The 23,767-nt window shown below is 65.7% G+C and carries 17 protein-coding genes; 12 read left to right on the forward strand and 5 right to left on the reverse strand.

The annotated features are described in order from the left end of the window. Nucleotides 1-34 precede the first annotated feature (34 nt). The 12 genes from J3P88_RS16945 to J3P88_RS17000 are packed head-to-tail and all read left to right on the forward strand — an operon-like array spanning nucleotide 35 to nucleotide 18,697. Nucleotides 35-5,509: an amino acid adenylation domain-containing protein gene (locus J3P88_RS16945; protein ID WP_434570426.1), complete on the forward strand. Its 5,475-nt coding sequence runs from the start codon at nucleotides 35-37 to the stop codon at nucleotides 5,507-5,509. Continuing rightward, nucleotides 5,506-7,245: an ABC transporter ATP-binding protein gene (locus J3P88_RS16950; RefSeq protein ID WP_434570428.1), complete on the forward strand. Its 1,740-nt coding sequence runs from the start codon at nucleotides 5,506-5,508 to the stop codon at nucleotides 7,243-7,245. The genes J3P88_RS16945 and J3P88_RS16950 overlap by 4 nt, the downstream gene beginning before the upstream one ends. Then, nucleotides 7,242-8,987, forward strand: a complete 1,746-nt coding sequence (locus J3P88_RS16955; protein ID WP_434570430.1) for an ABC transporter ATP-binding protein — start codon at nucleotides 7,242-7,244, stop codon at nucleotides 8,985-8,987. Before J3P88_RS16950 ends, J3P88_RS16955 begins: the two co-directional genes overlap by 4 nt. Further along, a complete protein-coding gene (locus J3P88_RS16960) occupies nucleotides 8,981-10,084 on the forward strand; it encodes a saccharopine dehydrogenase NADP-binding domain-containing protein (protein WP_434570432.1) in 1,104 nt (367 codons plus the stop codon). The genes J3P88_RS16955 and J3P88_RS16960 overlap by 7 nt, the downstream gene beginning before the upstream one ends. Further along, complete coding sequence (locus tag J3P88_RS16965) at nucleotides 10,081-11,112, forward strand: class I SAM-dependent methyltransferase (RefSeq protein WP_434570434.1); 1,032 nt, start codon at nucleotides 10,081-10,083, stop codon at nucleotides 11,110-11,112. Before J3P88_RS16960 ends, J3P88_RS16965 begins: the two co-directional genes overlap by 4 nt. Continuing rightward, nucleotides 11,112-12,824 (forward strand): class I SAM-dependent methyltransferase, encoded by a 1,713-nt coding sequence (locus J3P88_RS16970; RefSeq protein WP_434570436.1) that lies wholly within the window; start codon nucleotides 11,112-11,114, stop codon nucleotides 12,822-12,824. The genes J3P88_RS16965 and J3P88_RS16970 overlap by 1 nt, the downstream gene beginning before the upstream one ends. Then, the gene (locus tag J3P88_RS16975) at nucleotides 12,821-13,966 is read left to right on the forward strand and encodes a Gfo/Idh/MocA family oxidoreductase (RefSeq protein WP_434570438.1); all 1,146 of its coding nucleotides are present in this window, start codon (nucleotides 12,821-12,823) and stop codon (nucleotides 13,964-13,966) included. The genes J3P88_RS16970 and J3P88_RS16975 overlap by 4 nt, the downstream gene beginning before the upstream one ends. Beyond that, nucleotides 13,963-14,682, forward strand: coding sequence for a VOC family protein (locus tag J3P88_RS16980; RefSeq protein WP_434570440.1), 720 nt, complete (start codon nucleotides 13,963-13,965; stop codon nucleotides 14,680-14,682). Before J3P88_RS16975 ends, J3P88_RS16980 begins: the two co-directional genes overlap by 4 nt. Further along, nucleotides 14,675-16,273: a (2,3-dihydroxybenzoyl)adenylate synthase gene (locus J3P88_RS16985; protein ID WP_434570442.1), complete on the forward strand. Its 1,599-nt coding sequence runs from the start codon at nucleotides 14,675-14,677 to the stop codon at nucleotides 16,271-16,273. Before J3P88_RS16980 ends, J3P88_RS16985 begins: the two co-directional genes overlap by 8 nt. Then, nucleotides 16,270-17,028 (forward strand): thioesterase II family protein, encoded by a 759-nt coding sequence (locus tag J3P88_RS16990; RefSeq protein WP_434570443.1) that lies wholly within the window; start codon nucleotides 16,270-16,272, stop codon nucleotides 17,026-17,028. The genes J3P88_RS16985 and J3P88_RS16990 overlap by 4 nt, the downstream gene beginning before the upstream one ends. Continuing rightward, nucleotides 17,025-17,333 (forward strand): isochorismate lyase, encoded by a 309-nt coding sequence (locus J3P88_RS16995; RefSeq protein WP_434570445.1) that lies wholly within the window; start codon nucleotides 17,025-17,027, stop codon nucleotides 17,331-17,333. The genes J3P88_RS16990 and J3P88_RS16995 overlap by 4 nt, the downstream gene beginning before the upstream one ends. Further along, nucleotides 17,330-18,697 carry an isochorismate synthase gene (locus J3P88_RS17000; RefSeq protein WP_434570447.1) on the forward strand — a complete coding sequence of 456 codons (1,368 nt, stop codon included), beginning with the start codon at nucleotides 17,330-17,332 and terminating at the stop codon, nucleotides 18,695-18,697. The genes J3P88_RS16995 and J3P88_RS17000 overlap by 4 nt, the downstream gene beginning before the upstream one ends. A gap of 17 nt (nucleotides 18,698-18,714) precedes the next feature. On the opposite strand, the gene J3P88_RS17005 is transcribed toward J3P88_RS17000, so the two are convergent. The 5 genes from J3P88_RS17005 to J3P88_RS17025 all read right to left on the reverse strand — a co-directional run bounded on the left by J3P88_RS17005 (nucleotide 18,715) and on the right by J3P88_RS17025 (nucleotide 23,456). Then, nucleotides 18,715-19,494, reverse strand: coding sequence for a hypothetical protein (locus tag J3P88_RS17005; RefSeq protein ID WP_434570449.1), 780 nt, complete (start codon nucleotides 19,492-19,494; stop codon nucleotides 18,715-18,717). A 392-nt stretch (nucleotides 19,495-19,886) separates the two neighbouring features. Further along, a complete protein-coding gene (locus tag J3P88_RS17010; RefSeq protein ID WP_434570451.1) occupies nucleotides 19,887-20,570 on the reverse strand; it encodes a type 1 glutamine amidotransferase domain-containing protein in 684 nt (227 codons plus the stop codon). Between the two features lie 110 nt (nucleotides 20,571-20,680). Beyond that, a complete protein-coding gene (locus tag J3P88_RS17015) occupies nucleotides 20,681-22,027 on the reverse strand; it encodes an NTP/NDP exchange transporter (RefSeq protein WP_434570453.1) in 1,347 nt (448 codons plus the stop codon). 67 nt (nucleotides 22,028-22,094) lie between these two features. After that, on the reverse strand, nucleotides 22,095-23,150 hold the full coding sequence (locus J3P88_RS17020; protein ID WP_186705661.1) for an oxidoreductase: 1,056 nt from the start codon (nucleotides 23,148-23,150) through the stop codon (nucleotides 22,095-22,097). Nucleotides 23,151-23,195: 45 nt separating this feature from the next. Beyond that, complete coding sequence (locus J3P88_RS17025; RefSeq protein WP_434570455.1) at nucleotides 23,196-23,456, reverse strand: DUF2790 domain-containing protein; 261 nt, start codon at nucleotides 23,454-23,456, stop codon at nucleotides 23,196-23,198. Between the last annotated feature and the right edge of the window lie 311 nt (nucleotides 23,457-23,767).

Consider the following 23,767-nt stretch of genomic DNA (forward strand, 5'->3'; position numbering starts at 1 on the left):
CGCACAACCCCTCTTTTCTCCAGGAGCTGTACCCATGCCCGCCGCCAAACTGCTAAGTGAACTCAAGTCCCTGGGCGTCGAACTCTGGCCCCAGGACGGACAATTGAAATTCCGCGCACCCCAAGGCCTGCTCAATGCCGAGCGCCTGGCACAACTACGCGAGCACAAAGAACAGATCCTGCACCTGCTCGAAGCACAGGAACGGCCACTGGTACAGGCTGACCCGGCGAACCACCACGCGCCCTTCCCGCTCACCGACGTGCAGAACGCTTACCTCCTGGGCCGCCAATCTTCCTTTGGCTACGGCAACGTCGCCTGTCACGGTTATCTGGAACTGAGTTGGCCGCGGCTCGATCCGCAGCAGGTGGAACAGGCGTGGAACCATCTGATTGAGCGTCACGACATGCTGCGCGCGGTGATCGCCAGCGAGGGTTCCCAATGCGTCCTGGCCAATGTTGCCCACTACTCGCTGGCCGTCGCGGACTTGCGCGGCGCCACGGCTGAACAGCACCGGCACGGCGTGCAGCAGATCCGCCAGGCCATGGAACAGAAGCTCTACCCCACCGATCAATGGCCGCTGTTCGAATTGCGCATGAGCCGCAGCGACAGCGGCGACACCCTGCATTTCTCCATGGATTCGCTGATCGCCGACTGGGCCAGCGCACAGTTGCTGTTCAACGAGTTGGAACAGTTGCTGGACGATCCCCAGGCCCCCCTGCCGCCCCTGGACATCACCTTCCGCGACTACCTGCTGGCGGAGCGTGGCTTGCTCGAAGGCAGCCGCCACCAACGCGACCGTGAGTATTGGCTGGGGCGCGTCGATGACTTGCCCGCCGCGCCGCAACTGCCGGCGCCCCTGAGCGGTGAAGACACGGCATCGCCGCGCTTCCAGCGGCATTCGGCCCAGCTCGATCAGCAGCAATGGAACGCCCTGAAAAAAGCCGCCAACGAACGCGGCCTGACGCCTTCCATTGCGGTCCTCGCCACCTACGTCGGAACCTTGCAACGCTGGAGCCAGCGCCCTGCCTTCAGCCTCAACCTGACGCTGCTCAACCGCTTGCCACTGCACCCGCAAGTGGATCGGCTGGTGGGGGACTTCACCTCCGTGAGCCTGCTCCAGGTCAACGATCCGCAAGGCCAGGACTTCACCCAGCAGGCCCGGCAACTGGGCGGCCAATTGTTTGCCGACCTGGAGCACCGGCTGTTTTCCGGCATTGAAGTGATGCGTGAAATCGGCCGTCGGCGTGGCCGTGAAGCCGCGGCCATGCCGGTGGTGTTCACCAGCGCCATCGGCCTGGCGATCGAACCCCTGGCGGCCAGCCAGCGCCGGGTGGGCCACGGCATTACCCAGACCCCGCAAGTCACCCTCGACTGCCAGGTGATGGATGACCACCACGGTTTGCACGTCCATTGGGACGTTCGCCAAGGCGTGTTCCCCGACGGCTTGGTCAACGACATGCAGCAGGCGTTCCTGGCGCAGCTGCAGCGATTGGCCCTGGACCCGGTTGCCTGGGAACAACCCATGCAGGTGCCGCTGCCGGCCTGGCAGCAGCGTGAGCGCCTGGCGGCGAATGCCACCGCCGCGCCGCTGCCCACCGGTCGCTTGCACGACGGTCTGCTGGTCATGGCCAAGGCACATCCGCAAGCGCTGGCGGTGATCGACGCCAACGGCAGCCTGACCTATGCCGCGCTCGTCGAACGCGCCTTGGCCGTCGCTGCCACCCTGTGCCAGGCCGGTTGCGCCGCCCAGGAACCGGTGGCGATCCTCATGCCCAAAGGCCTCGACCAGGTCGTAGCGGCCTACGGTGTATTACTTGCCGGGGCCGCCTACCTGCCACTCGATAGCAATGCCCCGGCCGCCCGCCGCGACCGCGTGCTGCGCAGCGCCCAGGTGCGTCATGTACTTGGCCAGTCCCAGAGCCTGCCCGATACGCCGCTGCCGGATGGGTTGCACTGGCATGCCATGGATCGACTGGCGCCGGCAGCGGCCGACTTCCAAGCGGTTGACAGCAACCCCGATGACCTCGCCTACGTGATCTTCACCTCCGGTTCCACGGGGGACCCCAAAGGCGTGATGATCAGCCATCGCGCCGCCCTCAATACCGTGCAAGACATCAACCGGCGTTTTCAAGTCAACGCCAAGGATCGCGTGCTGGGGTTGGCACAGTTGAGTTTCGACCTGTCGGTGTACGACCTCTTCGGACCTCTCGCCGTGGGCGGCGCCTTGGTACTGCCCGACCCGGCACGCGGCGCCGACCCGTCGCACTGGGCCGAACTGGTGCAGCAGCATCAGGTGACGCTGTGGAACTCGGTGCCTGCGCAACTGCACATGCTCGCCCACTACCTGCAGGCCGAGCCCCGGCCACTGGACAGCCTGCGCCTGGCGTTGTTGTCCGGTGACTGGATCCCGCTGAACCTGCCGCCGCAACTCCAACAACTCTTGCCTGGCCTGGCCCTGGTGGGTCTCGGTGGCGCGACCGAAGCCTCGATCTGGTCCAACCTGCACCTGATCGACGAGATTGACCCGGCGTGGCGCAGCATTCCCTATGGCCTGCCCTTGGCCAACCAGGGCTTTCGCGTGCTAGACAGCCAATGGCGCGACGCCCCGACCTGGGTGCCTGGCGACCTGTACATCACAGGTGTCGGCCTGGCCAACGGTTACCTTGGCGACCAGGCACTGAGCGACGCGCGGTTCTTCGCCCATCCCGTGGACGGCCAGCGCCTGTATCGCACCGGTGATCGGGGTCGCTACCTGCCCGGCGGCGAACTGGAGTTCCTCGGCCGTGAAGACGGCCAAGTGAAAATCCGTGGGCATCGCGTTGAACTGGGCGAAATCGACGCCGCATTGCTCGCCATCCCCGGCGTGGACAACGCAATCAGCCTGGTCACCGGCGAAGCCACCGGAGAGCGCAGCCTGCTGGCCTTCGTCACTGCCGCGCGGACATCGCCAACACCGTTGCCGGACGCGTCCTTGCTCACGACGATCAATCGTTATGCCGACAACCAGGTCGGCGCCTTTGACGCCCAACAGGTCGGTGATTACCAGGCAGACCTGAGTGCCGCGGCGCTGAGCTCGATGCTGGAGGTGATGCTCAAGGCCGGCTTGTTCAGCGGCGAGCTGGCCGAACCCGATGCCCCGGCCATTCTCCAGGCGTTGCAGGCACAGCCGCGCCACCACTGGCTGGTGCGCCGCTGGTTGGGCGAGCTGTGCGAGGCGGGCCTGCTGCAACTCGAACAATCGCGCTATCGCCTGGCGCAACCGGCACCCGAGCCGGCGCTGGCCTGGGGCCGGGTGGAACAGGCCGTCGCCTCTGGGCTGTGCAGCCAGGCGCTGTTCGACTACCAACTCAACCATGTTTGGCATTTGCCGCCGTTGCTCAAGGGCGAGGTCAACCCGTTCGACCTGCTGTTTCCCCAAGGCCAACAGGACCTGGCATTGCAGCTGTACGGCGGGGACGCCGTCTCGCGCTACAACAATCACAGCATCGCGGCGCTGATCAACCGCCTCGCCACCCACCATGACGGCGACGGGCCGCTGCGCATCCTGGAGATCGGCGCCGGCACCGGGGCCACCAGCGCGCCAGTGATCGGGCTGCTCGATGGCCTGGACGTCGATTACCTGTTCACCGACATGACCGCTTTTTTCTTGCCGGCGGCCAAGCAACGGTTTGCCGAGCACGCCTGGGTGCGCTACGGCGTGCTGGACATCGACCAGGACATCCGGCCCCAAGGGCTGGCCAGCAACAGCGTCGATGTCGTGTTGTGTGCCGGCATGCTCAACAGCGTCAAGGACATCGACAAAGCCCTCGGCCAAATCACCGAGCTGCTCAGCCCCGGGGGCTGGTTGGTGTTCAGCGAACCCACCGGCGAATGGCCGCCGATCCTGTTGACCCAGGGCTTCATGATGACCCCGGTCAACGACGACCACGACCTGGGCCGTAGCGGTTTGCGCGACGCACAGACCTGGCAGGCGCGGATCCGGGCGTTGGGCGGTGAATGCCTGCCCGCCCTGCCCCAGGCCGATCACCCGCTGGCGGCCCTCGGCATGCAGGTGTTCGCCGCCCGTTTCAAGGCCGGGTTCCAGCGCCTGGACGTCGACAGCCTGCGCCGCGCCCTGGCCCAACGCTTGCCCGAATACATGCTGCCGGCGCACCTGCAAGTGCTCGACCGCTTGCCATTGACCGCCAATGGCAAGGTCGACCGCAAGACCCTGGCCGGCTTGCGCCCCGCCGTTGATGCCCACGTGTCCGCGGGCCAGGCGACGCCGACCGATCCCCTCACCGCCGAGCTGTGCCGGCTGTGGGCCGAGGCCTTGGGATTGACGCAAATTGGCGTCGACGACAGCTTCTACGAAAAAGGCGCCGACTCACTGATCCTCGCCCGTGTCGCCGGTCAACTGCGTGAACAACTGCCCCAGGCCCAGGCCTTGAGTTACGACACACTGCTGCGGCAGATGCTCAACGAGCCGAATGTCACCGCCCTGGCGCGCCTGCTCAACCACGGCGAAGCCGCGCCAGCGCCCACGGCGGCGGGCGGCGAAGCCCAGCGTTCCTCCAGCAGCAATGCGTTGGTGGTGCCGTTTGGCGGTGGCGAGGTCGGCCCGGTGCGGGTGATGTTCCACGCCGCCCTCGGCACCTTGGATTACTTCCAGCATTTGGGGCGCGCCCTGGCCGAGCAACAGGCCGGCCCGGTGATCGGCTTTGCCGTGGCCGACACCGAGCGTTACCTGGCCCTGGAGCCCAAGCGCCTGATCGAAAGCGTGGCCCAGGATTACGCAGAACGCTTGATCGCCGACGGTCACCAGCGCTTCCAGCTGATTGGTTACTGCCTGGGCGGGCTGCTCGCCACCGAGGTCGCCCGGCGTCTGCTCGAACGGGGCATGGACGTGGTGGACCTGAGCCTGATCGACAGCATTCCGATGTTCATCGACACCGACGAAGAGCTGGCCTACGAGGCGATCTTCGTGCCCAACCTGAACCTGGATCCGGTGAAAACCGTGTTCGGCCCGCACATCGAAGACTATGACGTGTACCGCGCCATCGATCTGCTGATGGCCCGTGACAATCGCCGCGTGCCCGCCGGGGCCATGGCCGCCTTGAGCGGCGACCCGGGCCTTGAAGCCCTGGCGCTGGCGGTGAGACAACAATCGGCGCGCAGCCAGGAACAACGCCTGGCCGAATATGCGCGCCTGGCGTCGGGCCAGGCCGGGGTGCCCATCGGCCCGGAGCTGGTGCCGACGTTGTTCCGCGTCTGCCGCCACAGCATGCGCGCGGCACGGTTCGACCCGCCGCCGTTCCTCGGCAACATGACCTACCTGCGCTGCCTGGAGCAGCAATCGTTCGGCATCACCGGCGGCGTTGGCCACCTGGCGGCACCGTTCTGGGAAGACGCGTGCCTGGGACGATTCGACTTGATCGATGTGCCGGGCAATCACTTCAGCGTGATCGAACCGCCTCACGTCCACACCGTCACCGCGCACCTGCTGGACGCCCTACGGAAAAACTCATGACCACCGCTCTGGATACCCTGAAACGTCCGGTCAACCGCCTGATTCACTTAGGCGTAGCGTTTGCCGCGGTCGGCGCACTGGTCAACCTGGTGCCCTTCATCGGCCTGACCGAGCTGGGCCGGTTGCTGCTGGCCGGTGGCGTCGACACTCAAGCCTTGTGGCGTTGGGCGGCGCTGGTGGTGATCGCCTTGAGCCTGGGCTGGGTGGCCAACGGCGTGGCCCTGTGGTTGACCCATCTGGCGGACCACCGCCTGCAAGCCAGCCTGCGCGAAGCCATGGTGCGCAAGCTGGGGCGCGTGCCCCTGGGTTGGTACACCGACACCACCTCGGGCGCGGTGCGCAAAGTGGTGCAGGACGATCTGGAAGACCTGCACCACCTGGTCGCCCATCACGCGGTGGAACTTACCGCAGCCATCGTCACGCCCGTGGCGGGGTTGGTGTGGCTGGTCACGCTGAACTGGCGCCTGGCGCTGCTGGCGGTACTGACCTTGCCGGTGTATGCGCTGGCCTACGCCCTGATGATGCGCGGCTTCGGCGGGAAAATGCAGTTGCTGGACAAGAGCATGAGCCGGGTCAGCGCCGCCATCGTCGAGTTTGTCCACGGCATTGCCGTGGTCAAGGCGTTCGGCCAGGTGGGCCAGGCCCATCGCAGCTATCAGCAGGCGGTCAACCAGTTCAGCGAGCAATACGCCGGTTGGGTCAAGCCGCTGCTGCGCCTGGAGGCGTTGTCCTCGATGGCCTTGAGCGTCCCGGTGATTCTGCTGGTGAGCCTGGGGGTGGGCAGCTTGTTGTTGGCCAAAGGCTGGATCACGCCGCTGCAATTGTTCGCCGAGACCTTGGTGGCGGTGGTGATTCCGCAGTCGCTGTTGGTGATCAATCAAAGCCTGACCGCCCAACGCACCGCCCTGGCGGCCGCCGACCGCATCGAAGTACTGCTCAAGGTCGAAGAACTGCCCGCGCCGAAAGTCGGCAAGCAGCCCCAGGGCAGTGACATCACCTTTGAACACGTGCAGTTCGGCTACCACCCCGAGCACCCGATCCTCAACGGTGTCGACCTGCACTGTCCGGCTGGCAGCGTGACCGCCCTGGTCGGCGCGTCCGGCGCGGGCAAGTCGACCCTGGCCAAACTGGTGCCGCGCTTTCACGACGTCAAGGCTGGCTGCGTGCGGGTGGGCGGTGTCGATGTGCGGGACATCGATCCGCGCCAGTTGTATCGACAGGTCGGTTTCGTCTTGCAGGACGCGCAACTGGTGCACGGGACAGTGGCCGACAACCTGCGCCTGGGCCGCCCCGAGGCCAGCGACGCGGAGGTGGAGATGGCGGCCCGCTCGGCGCAGATTCACCTGCGCATCGAGGCCCTGCCCCGTGGCTATCAGTCGGTGATCGGCGAGGATGCGGTTCTCTCTGGCGGTGAAGCGCAACGCCTGTCCATCGCCCGCACGCTGCTGGCCGACACGCCGGTGCTGATCCTCGACGAGGCCACTTCCCACGCCGACCCCGAATCCGAAGCGTTGATCCAGGACGCCCTGTCGGCCCTGGCCCGGGGCCGTACGGTGCTGGTGATCGCCCACCGCCTGGCCAGCATCAGCGGCGTGGACCAGATCGTCGTCCTCGATCAGGGCCGCGTGCTTGAAAGCGGTCGCCATGAATCCCTGCTCCAAGCCAACGGCGCCTATGCCCAGCTGTGGCGCGCCGGCGCCAAGCACCCCGTCCCCGAGTTGGAGATGTCCCTGTGATCCGCAGTCTTGTCACGTTACTGGGGCCGGCCCATGCCGCCCGCCTTTACCGATACCTCGCGTGGCTGGTGACCAGCGCCGTGCTGCAAGGCCTGGCCGTGGCTTTCCTGGTGCCGATCCTGCACGCGCTGTTTGCCGGTGACCCAGCTACGGCGCTGGCTTGGCTGGCCGGCCTGGCGGCGATGGCCGTGCTGACCTGCATCGCCCATTACCAGCAGGCGATGAAGGGCTTTGCCCTGGCGCTGGTGGTGCTGACCACCCTGCATGATCGCCTCGGCCAACACCTGGCCAGCCTGCCCCTGGGCTGGTTCAATTCGGAAAAAATCGGCCGCCTGTCGCGCAGTGCCACCAGCGGCACGTTGATGGTTACCGGCCTGTTCGCCCATTACCTGGGACCGGTGGTGTCCGGAGTGGTGGTGCCGGCCACGGTCGCGCTGACCTTGTTCATCTTCGACTGGCGCCTGGGCCTGACCGCCGTGCTGTGCGCGCCGCTGATCTACTTCACCCACCACTGGTCCGCTGCCGCCATCGGCAATAACGACGCCCGGGTCGAAGCCGCCGCGACCATGGCCGGTAACCGCGTGGTCGAGTTCGCCCGCTACCAGCAAGTGCTGCGCGCCTTTGGCCGGACCCAGGACGGCTACGCGCCCTTGCAGGCAGCCAATCTGGCGCAGAAACAGGCCGGTGGTTCGATGTTGGCCCAGACCTTTCCGAAACTGCTGGCCGGCGGCCTGACCGTGCAATTAGCCTTTGCGCTGCTGGTGGGCGTGGGCGTCGCCCTGGCCGTCCACGGTGATATCGACGCCATTCAGTTGGTCGCGTTGCTGGCCCTGGCGGCCCGTTTTGTCGGGCCACTGGCCGAGGCGGCGGCGCGCAGCGGCCTGCTGCGCATGGCCGGTAATGACCTGGAGCAACTGGTCGGCATCCTGCGCGAGTCGCCATTGCCGCAACCCGCTGTCAGTCAGCCGTTGACCGCCCCCGGCAGCTTTGCCTTCGAACACGTCAGCTTCGCCTACGCCAGCGGCCCGACGGTGCTGCGCGACCTCACCTTCACTGCACCGGCCCATTCGATGACGGCGATTGTCGGCGCCTCGGGCTCGGGCAAGACCACCGTCACGCGTCTGCTCATGCGGTTTTTCGATGCGACCCAGGGCAGCGTCAAGGTCGGCGGCGTCGATGTGCGCGAACTGTCCAACGAAGCCTTGATGGCGCAATTGTCGCTGGTGATGCAGGACGTCTACCTGTTCGACGACAGCCTCGAAGCCAACATCCGTGTCGGCAGGCCGGACGCCAGTGCGCAGCAGGTGGCTGAAGCGGCGCGACTGGCCGGCGTCGATGAAATCGTCGCGCGCCTGCCCCAGGGCTGGCGCACCCCGGTGGGAGAAGGCGGCGCTTCACTGTCCGGCGGGGAACGCCAGCGGGTGTCCCTGGCCAGGGCCTTGCTCAAGCGCGCCCCAATCGTGCTGCTGGATGAAGCCACTGCCGCCCTGGATCCCCAGAACGAAGCCTTTGTACAAGCGGCGATTCGTAGCCTGAAGCAAAGCTCGACCGTATTGGTCATCGCCCATCGCCTGTCGACCATCATGGCCGCCGAGCAGATTCTGGTGCTGGACCAGGGCCGCCTGGTGGAATCAGGCACTCACTCGCAACTGCTGGCCCTCGATGGGCGTTACGCCGGGTTCTGGCGTGATCGCCAACGTGCCGGCGGCTGGCGCCTGAATGCGCAGGCCCAGCCATGCTGATCGGGGTGCTGGGTGCCAGTGGCGATGTCGGTCTGGCCAGCGCTCGGGCGCTGTTGAGCTTGGGTGTGAACGAACTGCGCCTGGGCGGGCGTGACGCCCGCAACGGGGCCCGCTGCCTGGCATCGCTCCAGCAGCAATGGCCCGACGCGCGCCTGCACTGGACCGCGGTGGACTTCAATGATGCGGCTGCCCTGGCCGGGTTCGCCCATGGCTGCGACGTAATGCTCAACTGCGCCGGTCCTTCTTGGCGATTGGAAGATCGGGCCGCCCGGGCGGCGTTGCAAACCGATGCGCACTACGTGGATGCCGCCGGTGAGGTGACACTTGAGCCGAGCCAGTGGCACCACCGTTGCGCCGTCCTCGGAGCCGGCCTGCAACCAGGGCTTACCGGCTTGCTGCCCCGTTGGCTGGCCCAGCAGGCTTTCTCTGGAGTCCAGGGACTGACCAGCTATTTCGGCCTGCGTGACCAATTCACCGCCGTGGCCGCCGACGACTTCCTGCAAGGGGCGGTGGACGGCACCAGCGAACCCCTGGCGGCCTGGCGCAATGGTCGTTGCAGTCGGGCGCTGCGCCGCAGCCGGGATGTGCTGCTGCCGTGTTTCCCCGGCCAGGTTCACTTGCTGCCCTATTTGAATCGGGAAGGCGAATGCCTGGCCATGGACCTGCGCCTGGACGTCGGCCATTGGTTCAACGTGATCACCGACGGACATGTGCTCAAGGCCCTGGACCTGGCCCACGGCCTGTCGCGCGCCGATGCGGTGCAGCGGTTGTGCGAGGCCAGCCGGCTGGACCTCAGCGGCCAGGCCCCTTTCGTCACGTTGCTGCTGCAACTCGACGGGGTGTGGGACGGCCAGGCACGCACCCGCAGCCTGGTGCTCAGCGGCGCAGGCAACGCGGCGCTGACTGGAGCAATGGCCGCCGCCACGGTGGTCAGCGTGGCGAACGATGAGATCAGCACCGGCTGCCATTACGCCGCCCAGGTGTTGCCACCCGCCGCCAGCCTTGAACGCCTGCAACGCACCTCGGCGATCCGTGCCCTGAACCTGCTGCCCGGCCCGCTCGATCACCTGCACACCGTTGAAGAAGGTTGCCTATGAACAGCGCCCTGAATGAACTCGAAGACGTGAGCCTGGGGGTAATGGCCCAAGTGTTGCTGCACACCCAGGCTTTGCCGGTGCAGGCCTGGCGCGGCGCCGGGCAGATCAACCAGGCCTTGGGCACGGCGCCCCGCCATGCCTGGATCGTGCGGCGCTGGCTGGCGGCGCTGACCCACGCCGGTGCGCTGCGCGAAGACGCCGGACGCCTCGCCTGGCAAGGCACGCCACCCCCGGCCGCGGTAGAAAATTTGCCCGGGCTGTACGCCGAACTGGGCTTCCCGGCCAGCATGGCGCCCCTGCACCGCCAGGTCATCGAGTGCCTGCCCAACCTGTTGCGCGACCAACTCGCCTTGGCACCGTTGCTGGTGCAATCGGGTGACCCCGTCGCGGTGCTGGGCGCCTACCAGCGCAACCACTTCACCGCTGCGATCAATCGAGCCCTCGCCGCACGGGCAAGCGAAGTCCGTGCCCTCGGCGATGTACTGCGGGTGCTGGAGTTGGGCGGTGGTGCTGCCTGCACCACCCGCGCCGTGCTGGCAGCGTTGCAAGCGCGGGAAAAGGACTATCGCTTTACCGACATCAGTTCGCTTTTCACCGGGGCGGCCCAGCGTGAGTTCCGCCTGGAACCGGGGATGCACGTCGGTTTGCTCGACCTGGACCGGGACTTCGCCGAGCAAGGCATCGAGGCCCGCAGCCAGGACCTGGTGGTCGCGGGCAACGTCCTGCACAACGCCCGCGACTTGCCCCGCAGCCTCGGACAGATACGCGCCTGCCTGCGGGACGGCGGGCGCTTGTTGTTCAGTGAGTCCATCGCGGACAACCCGGCGATGCTGACCTTCATGCACCTGCTGCTGTCGCCGCCCGCCGGTGCGCCGTTGCGCAGTGCCGATGAAGTGTTCATCCCGCCTGATGCATGGCGCCAGGCCTTGCAGGCCCAGGGTTTCCAATTACTCGAAGTTTGGCCCGCGGCCAGCGACCCGCTGGCGGCCGCCGGGCAACGTTTGTTTCACGCCGTAGGAGTTTCATGATGACGCTGCACGTTGACATCCTGCTGATCGAGCTACCCGCCGGCGCATTTCCCTGGCATTTACCGGCCCTGACGGACCTGGGCATACATCAGCGCTCCCCGGCACGCCTGTTGGCAGTGATCGAACGCCAACGCCCCGCCGTGGCGGTCATGAACGCCGAACAGCTGGAACGGCTGCTGGACTTTCCAGCGTTGCCATTGACCGACCTGAGCTACCTGGAACAGGTGCTGTTCATCACGGCGCAACCGGGCGACTGGCAACTGGCCGAGCGGGCGGCGGCACAGCTTAATTGCGGCGTCCAGGGGTTTACGGATGCCCTCGGCGAATGGCGCGACCTGGCCAGCGTCAAGCTCGAACATCAACGCTGGCGCGAGCGGGCCCTCGGGCATCCCGACGTGAGTAGTGTCGCGCTGCACGGCCAGACCTTGTTCGCCGTGCCTCACCCTTGCGAGGCCGCCTGGGTCGAGGATCACCTCGATGCGACCGAAGCGGCCCTCGACCTGCAGTTTTCCAGCGAGCAACTCGTCGAAGCGGTACGGCTCAATGATCGGCTGGGCCACGCCGCGTTGCTGTCGATGCTCAACGGCCTGGACCATTGTGGTCTGTTGCCCGCCCCGTTGAACGATGTCGCCCAGGGGTTGGCCCATGGGGGCATCGCGCCGGGTCATCGGCCATTGATCGCGCGCTGGCTCGACGTGTTGCAGGGGCAAGGGCTGTTGCGCCGCGAAGGCACCCGACTGCACCCGACCCTTGACGCCAGCGCCTGGAGCGACGAAGCCCTCGAAGGCATCTGGACGCAACTGACCCTGGACTGGGCGCGCAACACTGGCGGCAGCGGCACCCTCGACTATGCACGGGACAACGCCCGTCAATTACCGGCGTTGATGCGTGGCGACTGCGCGGCGGTGCACCTGTTGTTTCCCGAAGGACGCACCGAACGCGCGGCGGCGTTGTACCGCGAAAGCCTGGCGGCCCAGTACCAGCATCGCACCGTAGCCCACTGGATCGGGGCCTGGGCCGCACGCCAGAGCGCCGGTGCACCGTTGCGCGTGCTCGAAGTCGGGGCCGGCACCGGGTCGACCACCCAGGCGGTGTTGCCGGCCTTGGCCAACGCTTCGGTGGACTACCTGTGCACCGACGTGTCGCGCTATTTCAGCGAGCAGGCCGCCGAGCGCCTGCACGACTGGCCGTGGGTTCGCCACGGCGTGTTCGACATCGACCGCCCCGCCCTGGCCCAGGGTTACCGCAGCCAGGACTGGGACCTGATCGTCGCCGGCGGCGTGCTTAACGCCGCTCGCGATACCGAGCGCGCCCTGGCGAACCTGCTCGTCCTGCTCAAGCCGGGCGGCTGGCTGGTATTCAGCGAACCCACGCAGGAGGAATTCTGGGTGATGGCCTCCCAGGCCTTCATGCTCAACCAGGCCGACGATGAGCGTCAGCTCAGCAGCAGCACCTTCCTGAACCTCACGCAGTGGCAAGCCGCACTGGCCAGGAGCGGGTTCCAGGGCAACCGCAGCCTGCCCGCCGCCGATCACCCACTGGCGCGCCTGGGTCATCGCGTGTTCGTCGCCCAGGTGCCCACCCAGCGCCTGAGCCGTGCCGCATTGGCCGCGCACCTCGAAGAACCGGTCTTGGATCTTGAACTACTCGACCAATTGCCCGACGACCACACGCTGGCCCAGTGGGCTCGCCTTCCGGAGACTTGCCCATGAACAGCGCCTCTGCCCGCAAACGCGTGATCGTGGCCGGCACCGCGTTCGGCCGCATCTACCTGCAAGCCCTGGCCCGCGCCCATGATCGCTACCAACTGGTGGGCATCCTGTCCCGCGGCAACGCCTACTCCAAAGCTTGCGCCGAGCATTACGGGGTGGCGCTGTACGAGGCCGTCGAACAGGTGCCGGATGACGTCGATATCGCCTGCGTGGTGGTGCGCTCCGGGGCAACCGGGGGCGCTGGCGGTGACTTGGCCCAACAGTTTCTGCGCCGCGGCATCCATGTGTTGCAGGAACACCCGGTGCACCACCGCGAAATCGCCGCGTGCATGCAGGCCGCGCGCCAGGGCCAGGCCGCCTATGCGGTGAACACGCTGTACCCGAATATCCTGGCGATCCGGCGCTTTCTCGCCGTGGCCGCCTACCTGCGCGATCAACAGGGGTTGGCGTACATCGAAGCCGCCTGCAACAGCCAGGTCGCCTACCCGCTGCTGGATATTCTCGGGCGCCTGGCCGGTGGCCTGCGGCCCTGGTCGTTCGCGGCCCTGGCCCCGACGCTCGGGGAGCATCCCTTCACCCGGCTCGAAGCCCGTTTCAACGGTGTCCCCATCAGTTTGCGAATACAGAACCAGGTGCACCCCAAGGACCCGGACAACCACTCGTTCCTGCTGCATCGCCTCGAAGTCGGCTGCGAAGCCGGGGTGCTGAGCCTGGGCGACACCCACGGCCCGGTGCTGTGGAACCCGCGCCTGCACGCGCCGAGGGACAGCACTGACCGGCTGATCATGGCCGGCCCCGGCAGCGAACGGCTGGCCGGGCCAACGATGGTGCTTCTCGACCCGCAGGTGCCCCTGAGCTACCGGCAGGTGTTCAACCAGGTCTGGCCCGACGCGGTCAGCGTCGCCCTGGACGCGTTATGCCGCGACATCGACGAACCTTCGCGGCGCCTGCACAGCGGCGTCTGGGCCACCGAGGTGTCCATGGCCTGGCGCGAAATGAACAACCTGATCGGCATGCCCACCTTGATCGAGCCGCCCGTGCCCCGCGCGCTGCCCCTGGCCGAACTCCAGGCGCTGGCCGACGCCGTGCAACCCCCTTGCGGTGACGACACCGCCCAACTGCTCGGAGCGCTGCCGTTTTGAACACTGCCCAACCTTTGTCCAATTGCAGCCACGTGTTGCTGTGGGTGCGCGACTTGCACCAGGCCGTGGCGAACTTTCGCGCCGCCGGTTTCGAAGTCACCTACGCCACTGCCGAGGCTCGCGCGCAACACGCGCACATCTGGTTCAGCCAGGGGCCGATCATCGAGTTGCTCACCACACCGCGTCACGCCTGGCTGTTCAAGTGCCCCATCGACTGCCTGGCTGGCCGTGGCGCCGGGCGGCGGATGTTGCGCTGGGCCGCCCAGGGCGAAGGGTTCTGCGACCTGGCGCTGCTGTGCGATACCCCGGCCCTGGCGCCGCGCCTCAAGGGCCTGGCGGGCTGCGGCGTGGCCATGGGTCGCACGGTGAATTGGCGGCGTACCTGTGTGGATGGCCGCCAGACGCGCTTTCGTTTCGTCTATCCACGCCACGACCGCCTGCCCTTCCTGGTTACGCCCTATGAGCCGGCCCAGCATCCGCCCCAAATGATTCACCCCAACGGCGCGACGGGCCTGGCGGCGATCCACATGGGCGTCCATCCCGCCGACCACACCGCCCTCAGCTTGCTGGCCGGCGACGACCCGTTGCTGCGTATCCAGGCGGCCGAATACACCGGCGTACAGGCGGTGCGAATCGCCGGCCTGGCGCACCCGCTGATTCTGCACGGCGCCCGTTTGCTGGGTTGCCCGACCGTTCAAGGAGATTGCCATGCTTGATGGATGCACCGACTGGCCCGACGACTTCGTCCGCCGCTATCGCGAACACGGTTATTGGCAAGGCGTGCCGCTGGGCCAACTGTTGCGCGAGCAGGCGCTGCGTACGCCGCACAAAGAGGCGCTGGTGGACGGCCATCGGCGTTGGCGTTACGCCGAGCTCGATCTGCAAGCCGACCGCTTGGCCGCCGGGCTCGCCGACCGGGGCTTGCGCGCTGGCCAACGGGTACTGGTGCAACTGCCCAACGTCGCTGAATTTTTCAGCCTGACGTTCGCCCTGTTGCGCCTGGGCGTGATTCCGGTGTTCGCCCTGCCGGCCCATCGCGAACATGAACTGCTCCACTTGGCCCAACTGAGCCAGGCCGTGGCCTATGTGATTATCGATCGACACCTGGGCTTCGACTATCGACCGCTGGCACGGGCCCTGTGTAAACAAGCGCCGAGCCTGCAACAGGTCTTTGTGGTCGGGGCGGCCGAGGAATTCGTCGCCCTGGGCGACTGCGTTGCTGCCCCCCGTCCGCTGCCCGCGCCAGATTCACGGGAAGTCGCCGTGCTGCTGCTGTCCGGCGGCACCACCGGCCTGCCCAAGCTGATCCCGCGCACCCATGACGATTACGCCTGCAATGCACGCCTGGCGGCCCGCGCCTGCGGCTTTGACAGCCACACCCGCTACCTGGCGGCGTTGCCCGTGGCCCATAATTTCCCCTTGGCCTCACCCGGCGCGTTCGGGGTGTTCAGTGTCGGCGCCACCCTCGTGCTGGCGCCGGAGCCCAGCCCCGAAACCACCTTCGAACTGATCGAAGGCGAACGCATCACCCACACCGCGTTGATCCCGCCGCTGGTCCTGCTGTGGCTGGAGATGGCGCAATGGTCCGAACGCGACCTGAGCAGCCTGCAATGGTTACAGGTCGGTGGCGCGCGACTCAAGGCCGAGATCGCCGCACGTATCGGCCCGGCCCTGGGCTGTGGCCTGCAACAGGTCTACGGCATGGCCGAAGGGTTGCTGTGCTTCACGCCGCTGGATGACCCGCAAGCGCGCATCTTCGAAACCCAGGGTCTGCCGCTCACCGCAGACGACGAGATCCGCATCGTCGACGGCGACGACATGCCGGTCGCGCCAGGCGCCGTGGGCGAACTGCTGGTGCGCGGCCCCTACACCATTCGCGGCTACTACAACGCCGCCGAACAGAATCTGCGCGCCTTTACCGCCGACGGTTTTTACCGCAGCGGTGATCTGGTGCGGCGTTTGCCCGAGGGCCATCTGATTGTCGAGGGGCGGACCAAGGATGTGATCAATCGCGGCGGCGAAAAAATTCCGGTGGAGGAAATCGAGAATCTGTTGCTGGGCCATCCGTTGATTCGCGATGTCGCCCTGGTGGCCTTGGCCGATGAGCTGCTGGGTGAGCGCAGTTGCGCCTGCGTGCTGGCCCATGGCGAACAGGTCGAACTGGGCACGATCAACGCCTGGCTGCGCGAGCGTGGACTGGCCGCCTACAAATTGCCGGATCGCTTGCAGGTGCTGCGCGAGTTCCCGCTGACGCGCCTGGGCAAGGTCAACCGCAAGGCCCTGGCGGAACAGGTGCAGGCCTCATGAGCAGCGAAATGTCCCCGTGGCTGCGCGTGCTGCGTGAGGGCGCCCAACCCCGGGCCCGCCTGGTGTGCCTGCCCCACGCCGGAGGCAGCGCGAGTTTTTTCCGTCCGTGGCTGACGCACCTGCCGGGGGATATCGACTTGCTGGCCGTGCAATATCCCGGACGTGAAGAACGGTTCAACGAGACGCGTATTGCCTGCCTGGCCCGCCTGGCTGAACACATCAGCCAGGCCCTCTTGAGTTTGCCCTCCCGCCCGCTGTGGCTGTTTGGCCACAGCATGGGCGCGGCGCTGGCCTACGCCGTCGGTGTGCAGTTGGAGGCGGCGGGCGTCGGTGCCGAGCATGTGTTTGTCTCGGCCCACCCGCCACCGCACCGGCAACCAGCCAGTGACCTGCACCGCCAGGACGATGCCGCGCTGATCGCCGACATCCTGCGCCAGGACGCCGAGGCCACAAGCCTGTGGGGCAACCCGCAACTGCGCGGGTTGTTCCTGCCGACCCTGCGCAGCGATTACCAGGCCATCGAAACCTGGCAACCGGCGCGGCTTGACCGTTTGGCGGCGCCCATCGACGTACTGCTGGCCCTGGCCGACACCGATGTCAGCCTTGACCAGGCCCGGGCCTGGGCGGACCTGAGCGAACACACCCCGGATATCCGCCAGTTCGACGGCGATCATTTTTACCTCAAGCAACAGCCGCGCCCCGTGATCCATCACTTGCTGCGACGCACGGCCTACCTTCAAGGAGACTCGGTATGAAAATCCCGGAACACTGCACCGGCCTGCCGGACATTCGCCACGCCATCGACACCCTCGACCGGCAGATCATCGATGCCCTGGGGCTGCGCATGCAGTACGTCAAGGCGGCCTCGTCGTTCAAGCCCGACCAGGCCAGTATCGCCGCACCGGACCGCGTCGCGGCGATGTTGCCGCAGCGCCGGCAGTGGGCGCAGGAGGCGGGGCTGGACGGTGAATTCGTCGAGGGCCTGTTCAACCAGGTCATCCATTGGTACATCGCGGAGCAAACGGCGTTCTGGCTGCAAAAAAAGAGCGCGGCCGTATGAACGAAGCCGCCTTACTGGGTGTGTTCGAAGCTGCGCACCAGCTCGCGCTGAAACATCAGCGGCCCGTTGTCGCCGTGAGTTCGCGCCGTGCACCGAACCTTGATCCCTTGGCGCTTTACGAAGCGCTCCAGCAGGGCTTTTTCTGGTGTGCTCATTCACCGGGGCTGGCTCTATTCGGTCTGGGCTGCGCCTGGCAGATCGAAGCCACGGGACCGCAGCGATTGGCCGAGGTGAACCGTCAATGGTTCGCGCTGTGTGCCGACGCGGTGATCGACGGCGCCCATCCACCGCTGCTGCTGGGCGGCATGCGTTTCGACACGCAACAACCTTGCGCGCCACATTGGGCGCCGTTCGCCGATGCCAGCTTTCACCTGGCCCAATGGCTGCTCAGCGAGGACGGCGACGGCCGCTGGCTGCGTTGCCAATGCGTGGTGGAACCCGGCAGCGATCCGGCCGCATTGGCGCGCGCCAGCGTGGCGGCGCACCAACAGCTTTTCGCGTCGCCACGCTCGCTCGCATCGCACCCGGAGGTGATCGAACGCACCGCATTGCCCGCGCCCCAGTGGCAAGCCAAGGTCGCCAACGCCTTGCAGGCCATCGACAGCGGCGAGCTGAGCAAAGTGGTGCTCGCCCGCCATATCGAATATCAGCTGGACGCCGCCCTCGATAGCGGCGCCGTCATGCGTCGGCTGCACGAGCGGCGCAACTCATCCCATCTGTTCGCCTTGCACCGCGCAGGCAGCTGTTTCATGGGCGCCACCCCGGAACGGCTGCTCAGTTGCCGGGAAGGCCACCTGAGCACCCACGCGCTCGCCGGTAGCGCGCGCCGGGCCCCAACGCCCGAGGAAGACCAGCAAGTGGGCGCAGGTTTGTTGGCGGACCCCAAGGAACTGCATGAACATCAACTGGTGGTGCAGACCATCCTGCAAGGCTTGAGCGGCATCGTCAGCGACCTGCAAGCGGCCACCCGACCCGAACTGCTGAAACTGGCCACGGTGCAGCATCTGAGCAGCCCGATCAGCGCCCGGCTTGTAGAGGGGTGTAGTTTGCTGGACGGCATTCAGGCCTTGCACCCCACCCCAGCGGTTGGAGGTTTGCCAGCGGCGACGGCCATGGGCTTCATTCGCCGGCACGAGGGCTTCGACCGGGGCTGGTACGCCGCGCCCGTGGGTTGGCTGGACGCCCGGGGCAACGGCGATTTCCTGGTGGCCTTGCGTTCGGCGCTGATGACACCTTTGCATTGCCACTTGTTCGCAGGCTGCGGGATTGTCCAGGGGTCTCGACCGGCCGATGAGTACGAGGAAACCCAAATCAAACTGGCGAGCATGGAGCAGGCCTTGCACCTCGCTCCACGCGAACAGTGAGTAGATGCCCGGGCCCCTTAAAGCCCCGCCGCCTGGGCAATCTGCAGCCGCCAGTTTTCGACTTCCTGCCAATCATTACCAAACGACCAGGTCGTCCAGCAAGGCGTGCCTGAACCGATCTGGAACTGGATTTGCACAGTGAAGGAGTGGTGGGTGGTACTTGAAGTGTAAGTGGTCGAGTCCGAGGTGCCCTTATCGATGTCGCCACCATAGTGAGTGGTATAGAGCCGACGCTCGCTATGGGTCGTATGGGTCTTGGAGGTGTGAACGGTCTGGGTTCGCTCGTCGACCCGTACTTGCCGGACGACCCGCGGCGCGTCGATCAGAGCGTGCTGGTGGCCGGACTCCGCCGAGTAGAGGTAGAGCACGGCAGACTCGGGAAATAGCCCAAGCATGTTCTCCCCACGGGATATCCAGCGATACGGGCCCAGGTCCTGCTCCGCGAGAAAGTCAGTGCAGGTCTTGTGCAGAACGACCGGGACGTTATCTTCCGCCCGTTTCAGCTCACGGCTTTCCTGGCGCCAGAACCACCGCAGCGGCAGGCTGAATATCCATGTCACGCACCAGAGTAGGCCCGCAAGCAGCGGCCCGCCAATGTAATGCCCCGCCACGACCCATTTGATCAGGAAGTAAGCGCAAAACAAGCCTTGCACGATCTTGAATGGTTTCAGCACCGCCTGCTTGCGCTGGGCCAATCGGTCCTTGGCGGGCGGGATCTGTTGACGCGCCTGCTCGACGCTGGGAGAGAGTTGGAAATGGGTGATTTCGGGATGGGTAACGAGCTCGCCTTGCGACATATAAGTTTCCTGGTGACTGCCGTGTCAGCGCCGGGGGACGGCGTATGGGTCGCACTATAGCGGCTGTACCTGAAAACGACGAGTTGCTCATGGATATGCCCGGACCCAACCAACAAAAATGGCCATCAAGGCCCTAATGCCTTCCAGTCAAGCAACAAACGACATGAATCTTGTGGGAGCAAAGCTTGCTCGCGATAGCGGCAGCGTCGCCAATACCGTTGTCGGCTGGCTTACCGCAATCGCGAGCAAGCTTTGCTCCCACAGGGTTGCTGCTTATCTGTTCCCACAGGTTTGCTGCTTGACTGGCAGGCATTAGCCGTCAACGGTCCTTGGTGCCCACCGCCCGTTATCAGCGGCCGAGTTGCCCACTGCGCGAAGCTGACTCAACCCGCCTATTCCACCTCCAATCGCTTGAGCAGTGCATTGGCCGCAGCTTCCGATGAGGCGGGGTTCTGCCCGGTGATCAGGTGTCCATCCTCAACCACATAGCTGCTCCAATCCGCTCCTTTGGAGTACTCACCGCCCTTGGCCTTGAGCATGTCCTCCACCAGGAACGGAACCACATGAGTCAACCCCACCGCCTCCTCCTCGGAGTTGGTGAATCCAGTCACTTTCTTACCCTTGACCACGGGTTCGCCGTCTGGGGCGTTGACGTTCTTGAACACACCTGGCGCATGGCAGACGGCCGCGATGGGTTTATTCGCCGCATAAAACGCCTCGATGAGCGTCTTGGAGTCGGTGTCCTCGGCAAGATCCCACAGCGGCCCATGGCCTCCGGGATAAAACACGGCATCGAAGTCATAGGGGTCGACCTCGCCCAGCGGGACGGTGTTGGCCAACGCCGCTTGGGCCCTGGTATCAGAGGCGAAGCGACGGGTCGCAGCGGTCTGGGCGTCCTCTTCGTCGCTCTTGGGGTCCAGCGGTGGTTGCCCACCCTTTGGAGAGGCCAGCGTGATCGTCGCCTCGGCGTCGGCGAACACGTAATAAGGCGCGGCAAACTCCTCCAGCCAGAAACCGGTTTTCTTGCCGGTGTCACCCAACTGATCGTGGGATGTAAGCACCATTAGAATCTTCATTGAACCTCTCCTCCGTGCATGGATGGATGGGCGAACCGTGCTCGCCCCGCATTAATGTCAGAGGCTGCGGTTTGCCAGACGTTCAAGTGGGCAAGGCCCGCACCATGAAGTTACGACGCGACAGTCGAGGTGTTTAGCTCCCTGGCCGAGATCGCCGCCAAGCGCTGTTCCCTGGAAGCGGCATAATCGGCCTGTCGCCCCAGTTGCCAACCCAAGTAGCCCCACAGCAACGCGCAACCCGCGCCCACCACAGCGACCGGGCCGGCGCCTTGCCCCAACAGATCAAGCAGACTCTTGATCCAGCCACTCATGGCGTCACCCGCACGATAGACCACGGTGTCGATAAAGTTCTTGGCCTTGTATTTACTCTCGGCATCCAGTGGCGCGAACAACATTTCCCGGCCCGGTCGGACGAACGCGTACTCGCCGATCCGCCGCACGATCATCAGCGCCACCAGCAGCGCGAACCCCGGCGCCAACGCCAGGCCCAGGAAGCCGATGCACATCAGCAGCGGCACGATGGCCAGCAAGGCGCGCACCCCCAGCTTCGGCGCGATACGACCGGTGATGAACAGCTGGGACAGCAACGCCCCGGCCTGCACGACGATATCGATGGTGCCGAAGATGCGCACTTGCGCTTCGCGATCCGGATAATGCTCGGCCACCAGGCGCGCCTGCTCGAAATAGAGGAAAGTGCTGACCGTCGCCAACAACACGACAAACCCGGCAATGCCCAACAGGTAAGGCGACCCGAGCACGGCCATCAAACCGCTGAACGGGTTGCCCTGCAAGGGCTGCCGGGGATGTTGCGTCGGCGCGGCGCCAAGACGGCCAGCCCCGCCCTTTTCGCGCCATGCCATCAATGCCCGTTTCAAGACCAGCGTGACGCCGAGCAACAAGGCCGCCAGAAACATCAACCCCGAAGCGCCGAGCGGACCGATGAGCAACGCGCTCAGGGCCGGCCCCAACAGGCCGCCGACGCTGGCGCCCGCGGCAATGAAGGCAAACAGACGCTTGGCCTGCTCGCTGTCGAATACATCCGCCATCAGGCTCCAGGCCACGGAGACGACGAACAAGTTATAGACCGAAATCCAGACGTAAAAGACCCGGGCCAGCCAGACACTGTCCGGCTGGAACTGGAAGAGCTCGACGAACATCAGCAGGTTGAACCCGAAGAAGCCGTACACCCAGTCGATCAGGCGCAGGCGTGGCACTCGGGAACTGAGCCAGGCGAACAACGGCACGGCCGCCAGCATGACCAGGAAGGTCGCGGTAAACAGCCATTGCAAGTTCTCCACTCCCGCCGCGATGCCCATCGATTCACGGATTGGGCGCAGCATGAAGTAACCGGTGAAGAGGCAAAGGAACAGCAGGAACCCGCACAGCGCCGGACGCAACTCACCGTCGCGGGCGTTGAGGGCGAGACTCAGCCGGTGCAAATAGGAAGGCGCACTCATAGGGACTCCAGGGAGACGGCAATAAGAAAGGTCAAGCGCGGGACGGACGCCCGCGCCCTGGGTTGCATCAGCGATAGGTCACGCCGGTGAGGCGCTCGGAGACGGCCCAGAGCCGCTCGGCATCCGCCTGCGCACTTGCGGCGGGCGGCGTCTTGGCGAAGCCCAACGGACCGCGTCTTTCAGCGTCCCCGGTCGGGCCGTAATAGGCTCCGCCCACGGCTTGCGCAGCCGTGGCGGCGTACAACGTCGGCAATGCCCCTTGTGCCGCAGAGTGGTAGGCGTCGCGGTCCTTGGCCCAGCGCCGACCGAACTCGCTGTCCAGGCCAGGACCGCGTTCGACCAACTCGGTGACCGCCACGCCGGGGTGCGCCGCGATGCTGCGAATTCCCCAGTTTTCAGCGTCGCTGCGCCGCTGCAAGGCAAAGGCCCAGTGCAGGACCGCCAGTTTCGATTGCGCGTAGGCCGCATAGGGGTCGTATTTCTGCTCGCTCTGCAGGTCATCGAGGTTCATCGTGCCGCGCGTCGCAGCAATGCTGGACAGGCTCACCACGCGGGCATCCTGGCTTTGACGCAAGAGCGGCACCAACAGGCCGGTCAGTGCGAAGTGCCCCAGGTAGTTGGTGGCCAACTGAAGCTCAAAGCCATCGGCGGACGTACCCCGCTCGGGCGGCGCCATGACGGCGGCGTTGTTGATCAATACGTCGAGGCGCGGCAGCCGCTGATTGAGACGCTGGGCCAGGTCGCGCACCGATGAAAGATCGGCCAGGTCCACGTTCTCGAACTGCACTTTGGCGTCGGGCACGGATTCACGGATACGCGCGATGGCCTGGGCGCCGCGCTCCGGGTTGCGCGCGGCGATGATGACCTCGGCGCCGGCACGGGCCAAGGCCAGCGCGTCCTCGTAGCCCATGCCACTGGTGCCGCCGGTGACCAGGACAATCCGGCCTTTCTGGGACGGCATGTCGTGGGTCGACCAGTCCGGTTTCGGTGCTACGCGATCGGACGCCTCGACACTCACCGAAGCGAGCAGCGCGAAGCCGGCGGCAAGGGTTCTCGCCAGTCTCGCCAGCCGGCCCCTGTCACTCACGCGGCCAAGGGTAGGTGTTGTTGTGTTATTCCACATGGTGATAGTCCCTGTCTGAAGAAATGAACCGGCATCGCCGGACGGTCACTGTCTGGAGCACGCCTCGGCCAACTGCAGAAAGCTGACGTGCTTCTTGGTGCCTTGGCTGTTCAAGTAGGTCATCTTGGCTTGCACGACCTCGCACACCGGCGATGTCGCCTCCTCGATATGGACGACCCTGGCGATGTCCAGCGGCATGCCATATTCGTAGGCTGGGATCTGCGTTTGTTCTTTGGCGAGCAGCGGCGAGCCGCTCAAGGAGATGACGGCCAGCAGGCCGGCAATCGACAGGTTTCGAATATTCATAGTGGGCTCCACGACACGGTCCTCGTTGGGATGGTCGTAGCACTCTAGGAGGGGGCGACTGACGTCAAGGTGACTGCTGGCTGACGGGAAGATGTCAAACCCGAGCGCAATGCTGTTCTCTTAAGCCAATCGACAAACCCGTGGCGAGGGAGCTTGCTCCCGCTGGGCCGCGAAGCGGCCCCAAAACCTGCCAATTGCGGCGTATCAGACACACCGCACCCGCCGGTTTACGACTGCTTCGCAGCCGAGCGGGAGCAAGCTCCCTCGCCACAGGTCCATCATTTTTCTTAAGTGAACAGCCTTGCAAACGC

The sequence above is a fragment of the Pseudomonas sp. Z3-6 genome, assembly GCF_051131985.1.
Lineage (GTDB): Bacteria > Pseudomonadota > Gammaproteobacteria > Pseudomonadales > Pseudomonadaceae > Aquipseudomonas > Aquipseudomonas zanjanensis.

Bases quoted from the DNA above. Each gene is read 5' to 3' on its own strand.
- J3P88_RS16945 (WP_434570426.1), top strand. From the start codon at position 35: ATGCCCGCCGCCAAACTGCTAAGTGAACTCAAGTCCCTGGGCGTCGAA.
- J3P88_RS16995 (WP_434570445.1), top strand. From the start codon at position 17,025: ATGAAAATCCCGGAACACTGCACCGGCCTGCCGGACATTCGCCACGCC.
- J3P88_RS17000 (WP_434570447.1), top strand. From the start codon at position 17,330: ATGAACGAAGCCGCCTTACTGGGTGTGTTCGAAGCTGCGCACCAGCTC.
- J3P88_RS16990 (WP_434570443.1), top strand. From the start codon at position 16,270: ATGAGCAGCGAAATGTCCCCGTGGCTGCGCGTGCTGCGTGAGGGCGCC.
- J3P88_RS17015 (WP_434570453.1), bottom strand. From the start codon at position 22,027: ATGAGTGCGCCTTCCTATTTGCACCGGCTGAGTCTCGCCCTCAACGCC.
- J3P88_RS17010 (WP_434570451.1), bottom strand. From the start codon at position 20,570: ATGAAGATTCTAATGGTGCTTACATCCCACGATCAGTTGGGTGACACC.
- J3P88_RS16960 (WP_434570432.1), top strand. From the start codon at position 8,981: ATGCTGATCGGGGTGCTGGGTGCCAGTGGCGATGTCGGTCTGGCCAGC.
- J3P88_RS16975 (WP_434570438.1), top strand. From the start codon at position 12,821: ATGAACAGCGCCTCTGCCCGCAAACGCGTGATCGTGGCCGGCACCGCG.
- J3P88_RS16985 (WP_434570442.1), top strand. From the start codon at position 14,675: ATGCTTGATGGATGCACCGACTGGCCCGACGACTTCGTCCGCCGCTAT.
- J3P88_RS16950 (WP_434570428.1), top strand. From the start codon at position 5,506: ATGACCACCGCTCTGGATACCCTGAAACGTCCGGTCAACCGCCTGATT.
- J3P88_RS16970 (WP_434570436.1), top strand. From the start codon at position 11,112: ATGACGCTGCACGTTGACATCCTGCTGATCGAGCTACCCGCCGGCGCA.
- J3P88_RS17025 (WP_434570455.1), bottom strand. From the start codon at position 23,456: ATGAATATTCGAAACCTGTCGATTGCCGGCCTGCTGGCCGTCATCTCC.
- J3P88_RS16965 (WP_434570434.1), top strand. From the start codon at position 10,081: ATGAACAGCGCCCTGAATGAACTCGAAGACGTGAGCCTGGGGGTAATG.
- J3P88_RS17020 (WP_186705661.1), bottom strand. From the start codon at position 23,150: ATGTGGAATAACACAACAACACCTACCCTTGGCCGCGTGAGTGACAGG.
- J3P88_RS17005 (WP_434570449.1), bottom strand. From the start codon at position 19,494: ATGTCGCAAGGCGAGCTCGTTACCCATCCCGAAATCACCCATTTCCAA.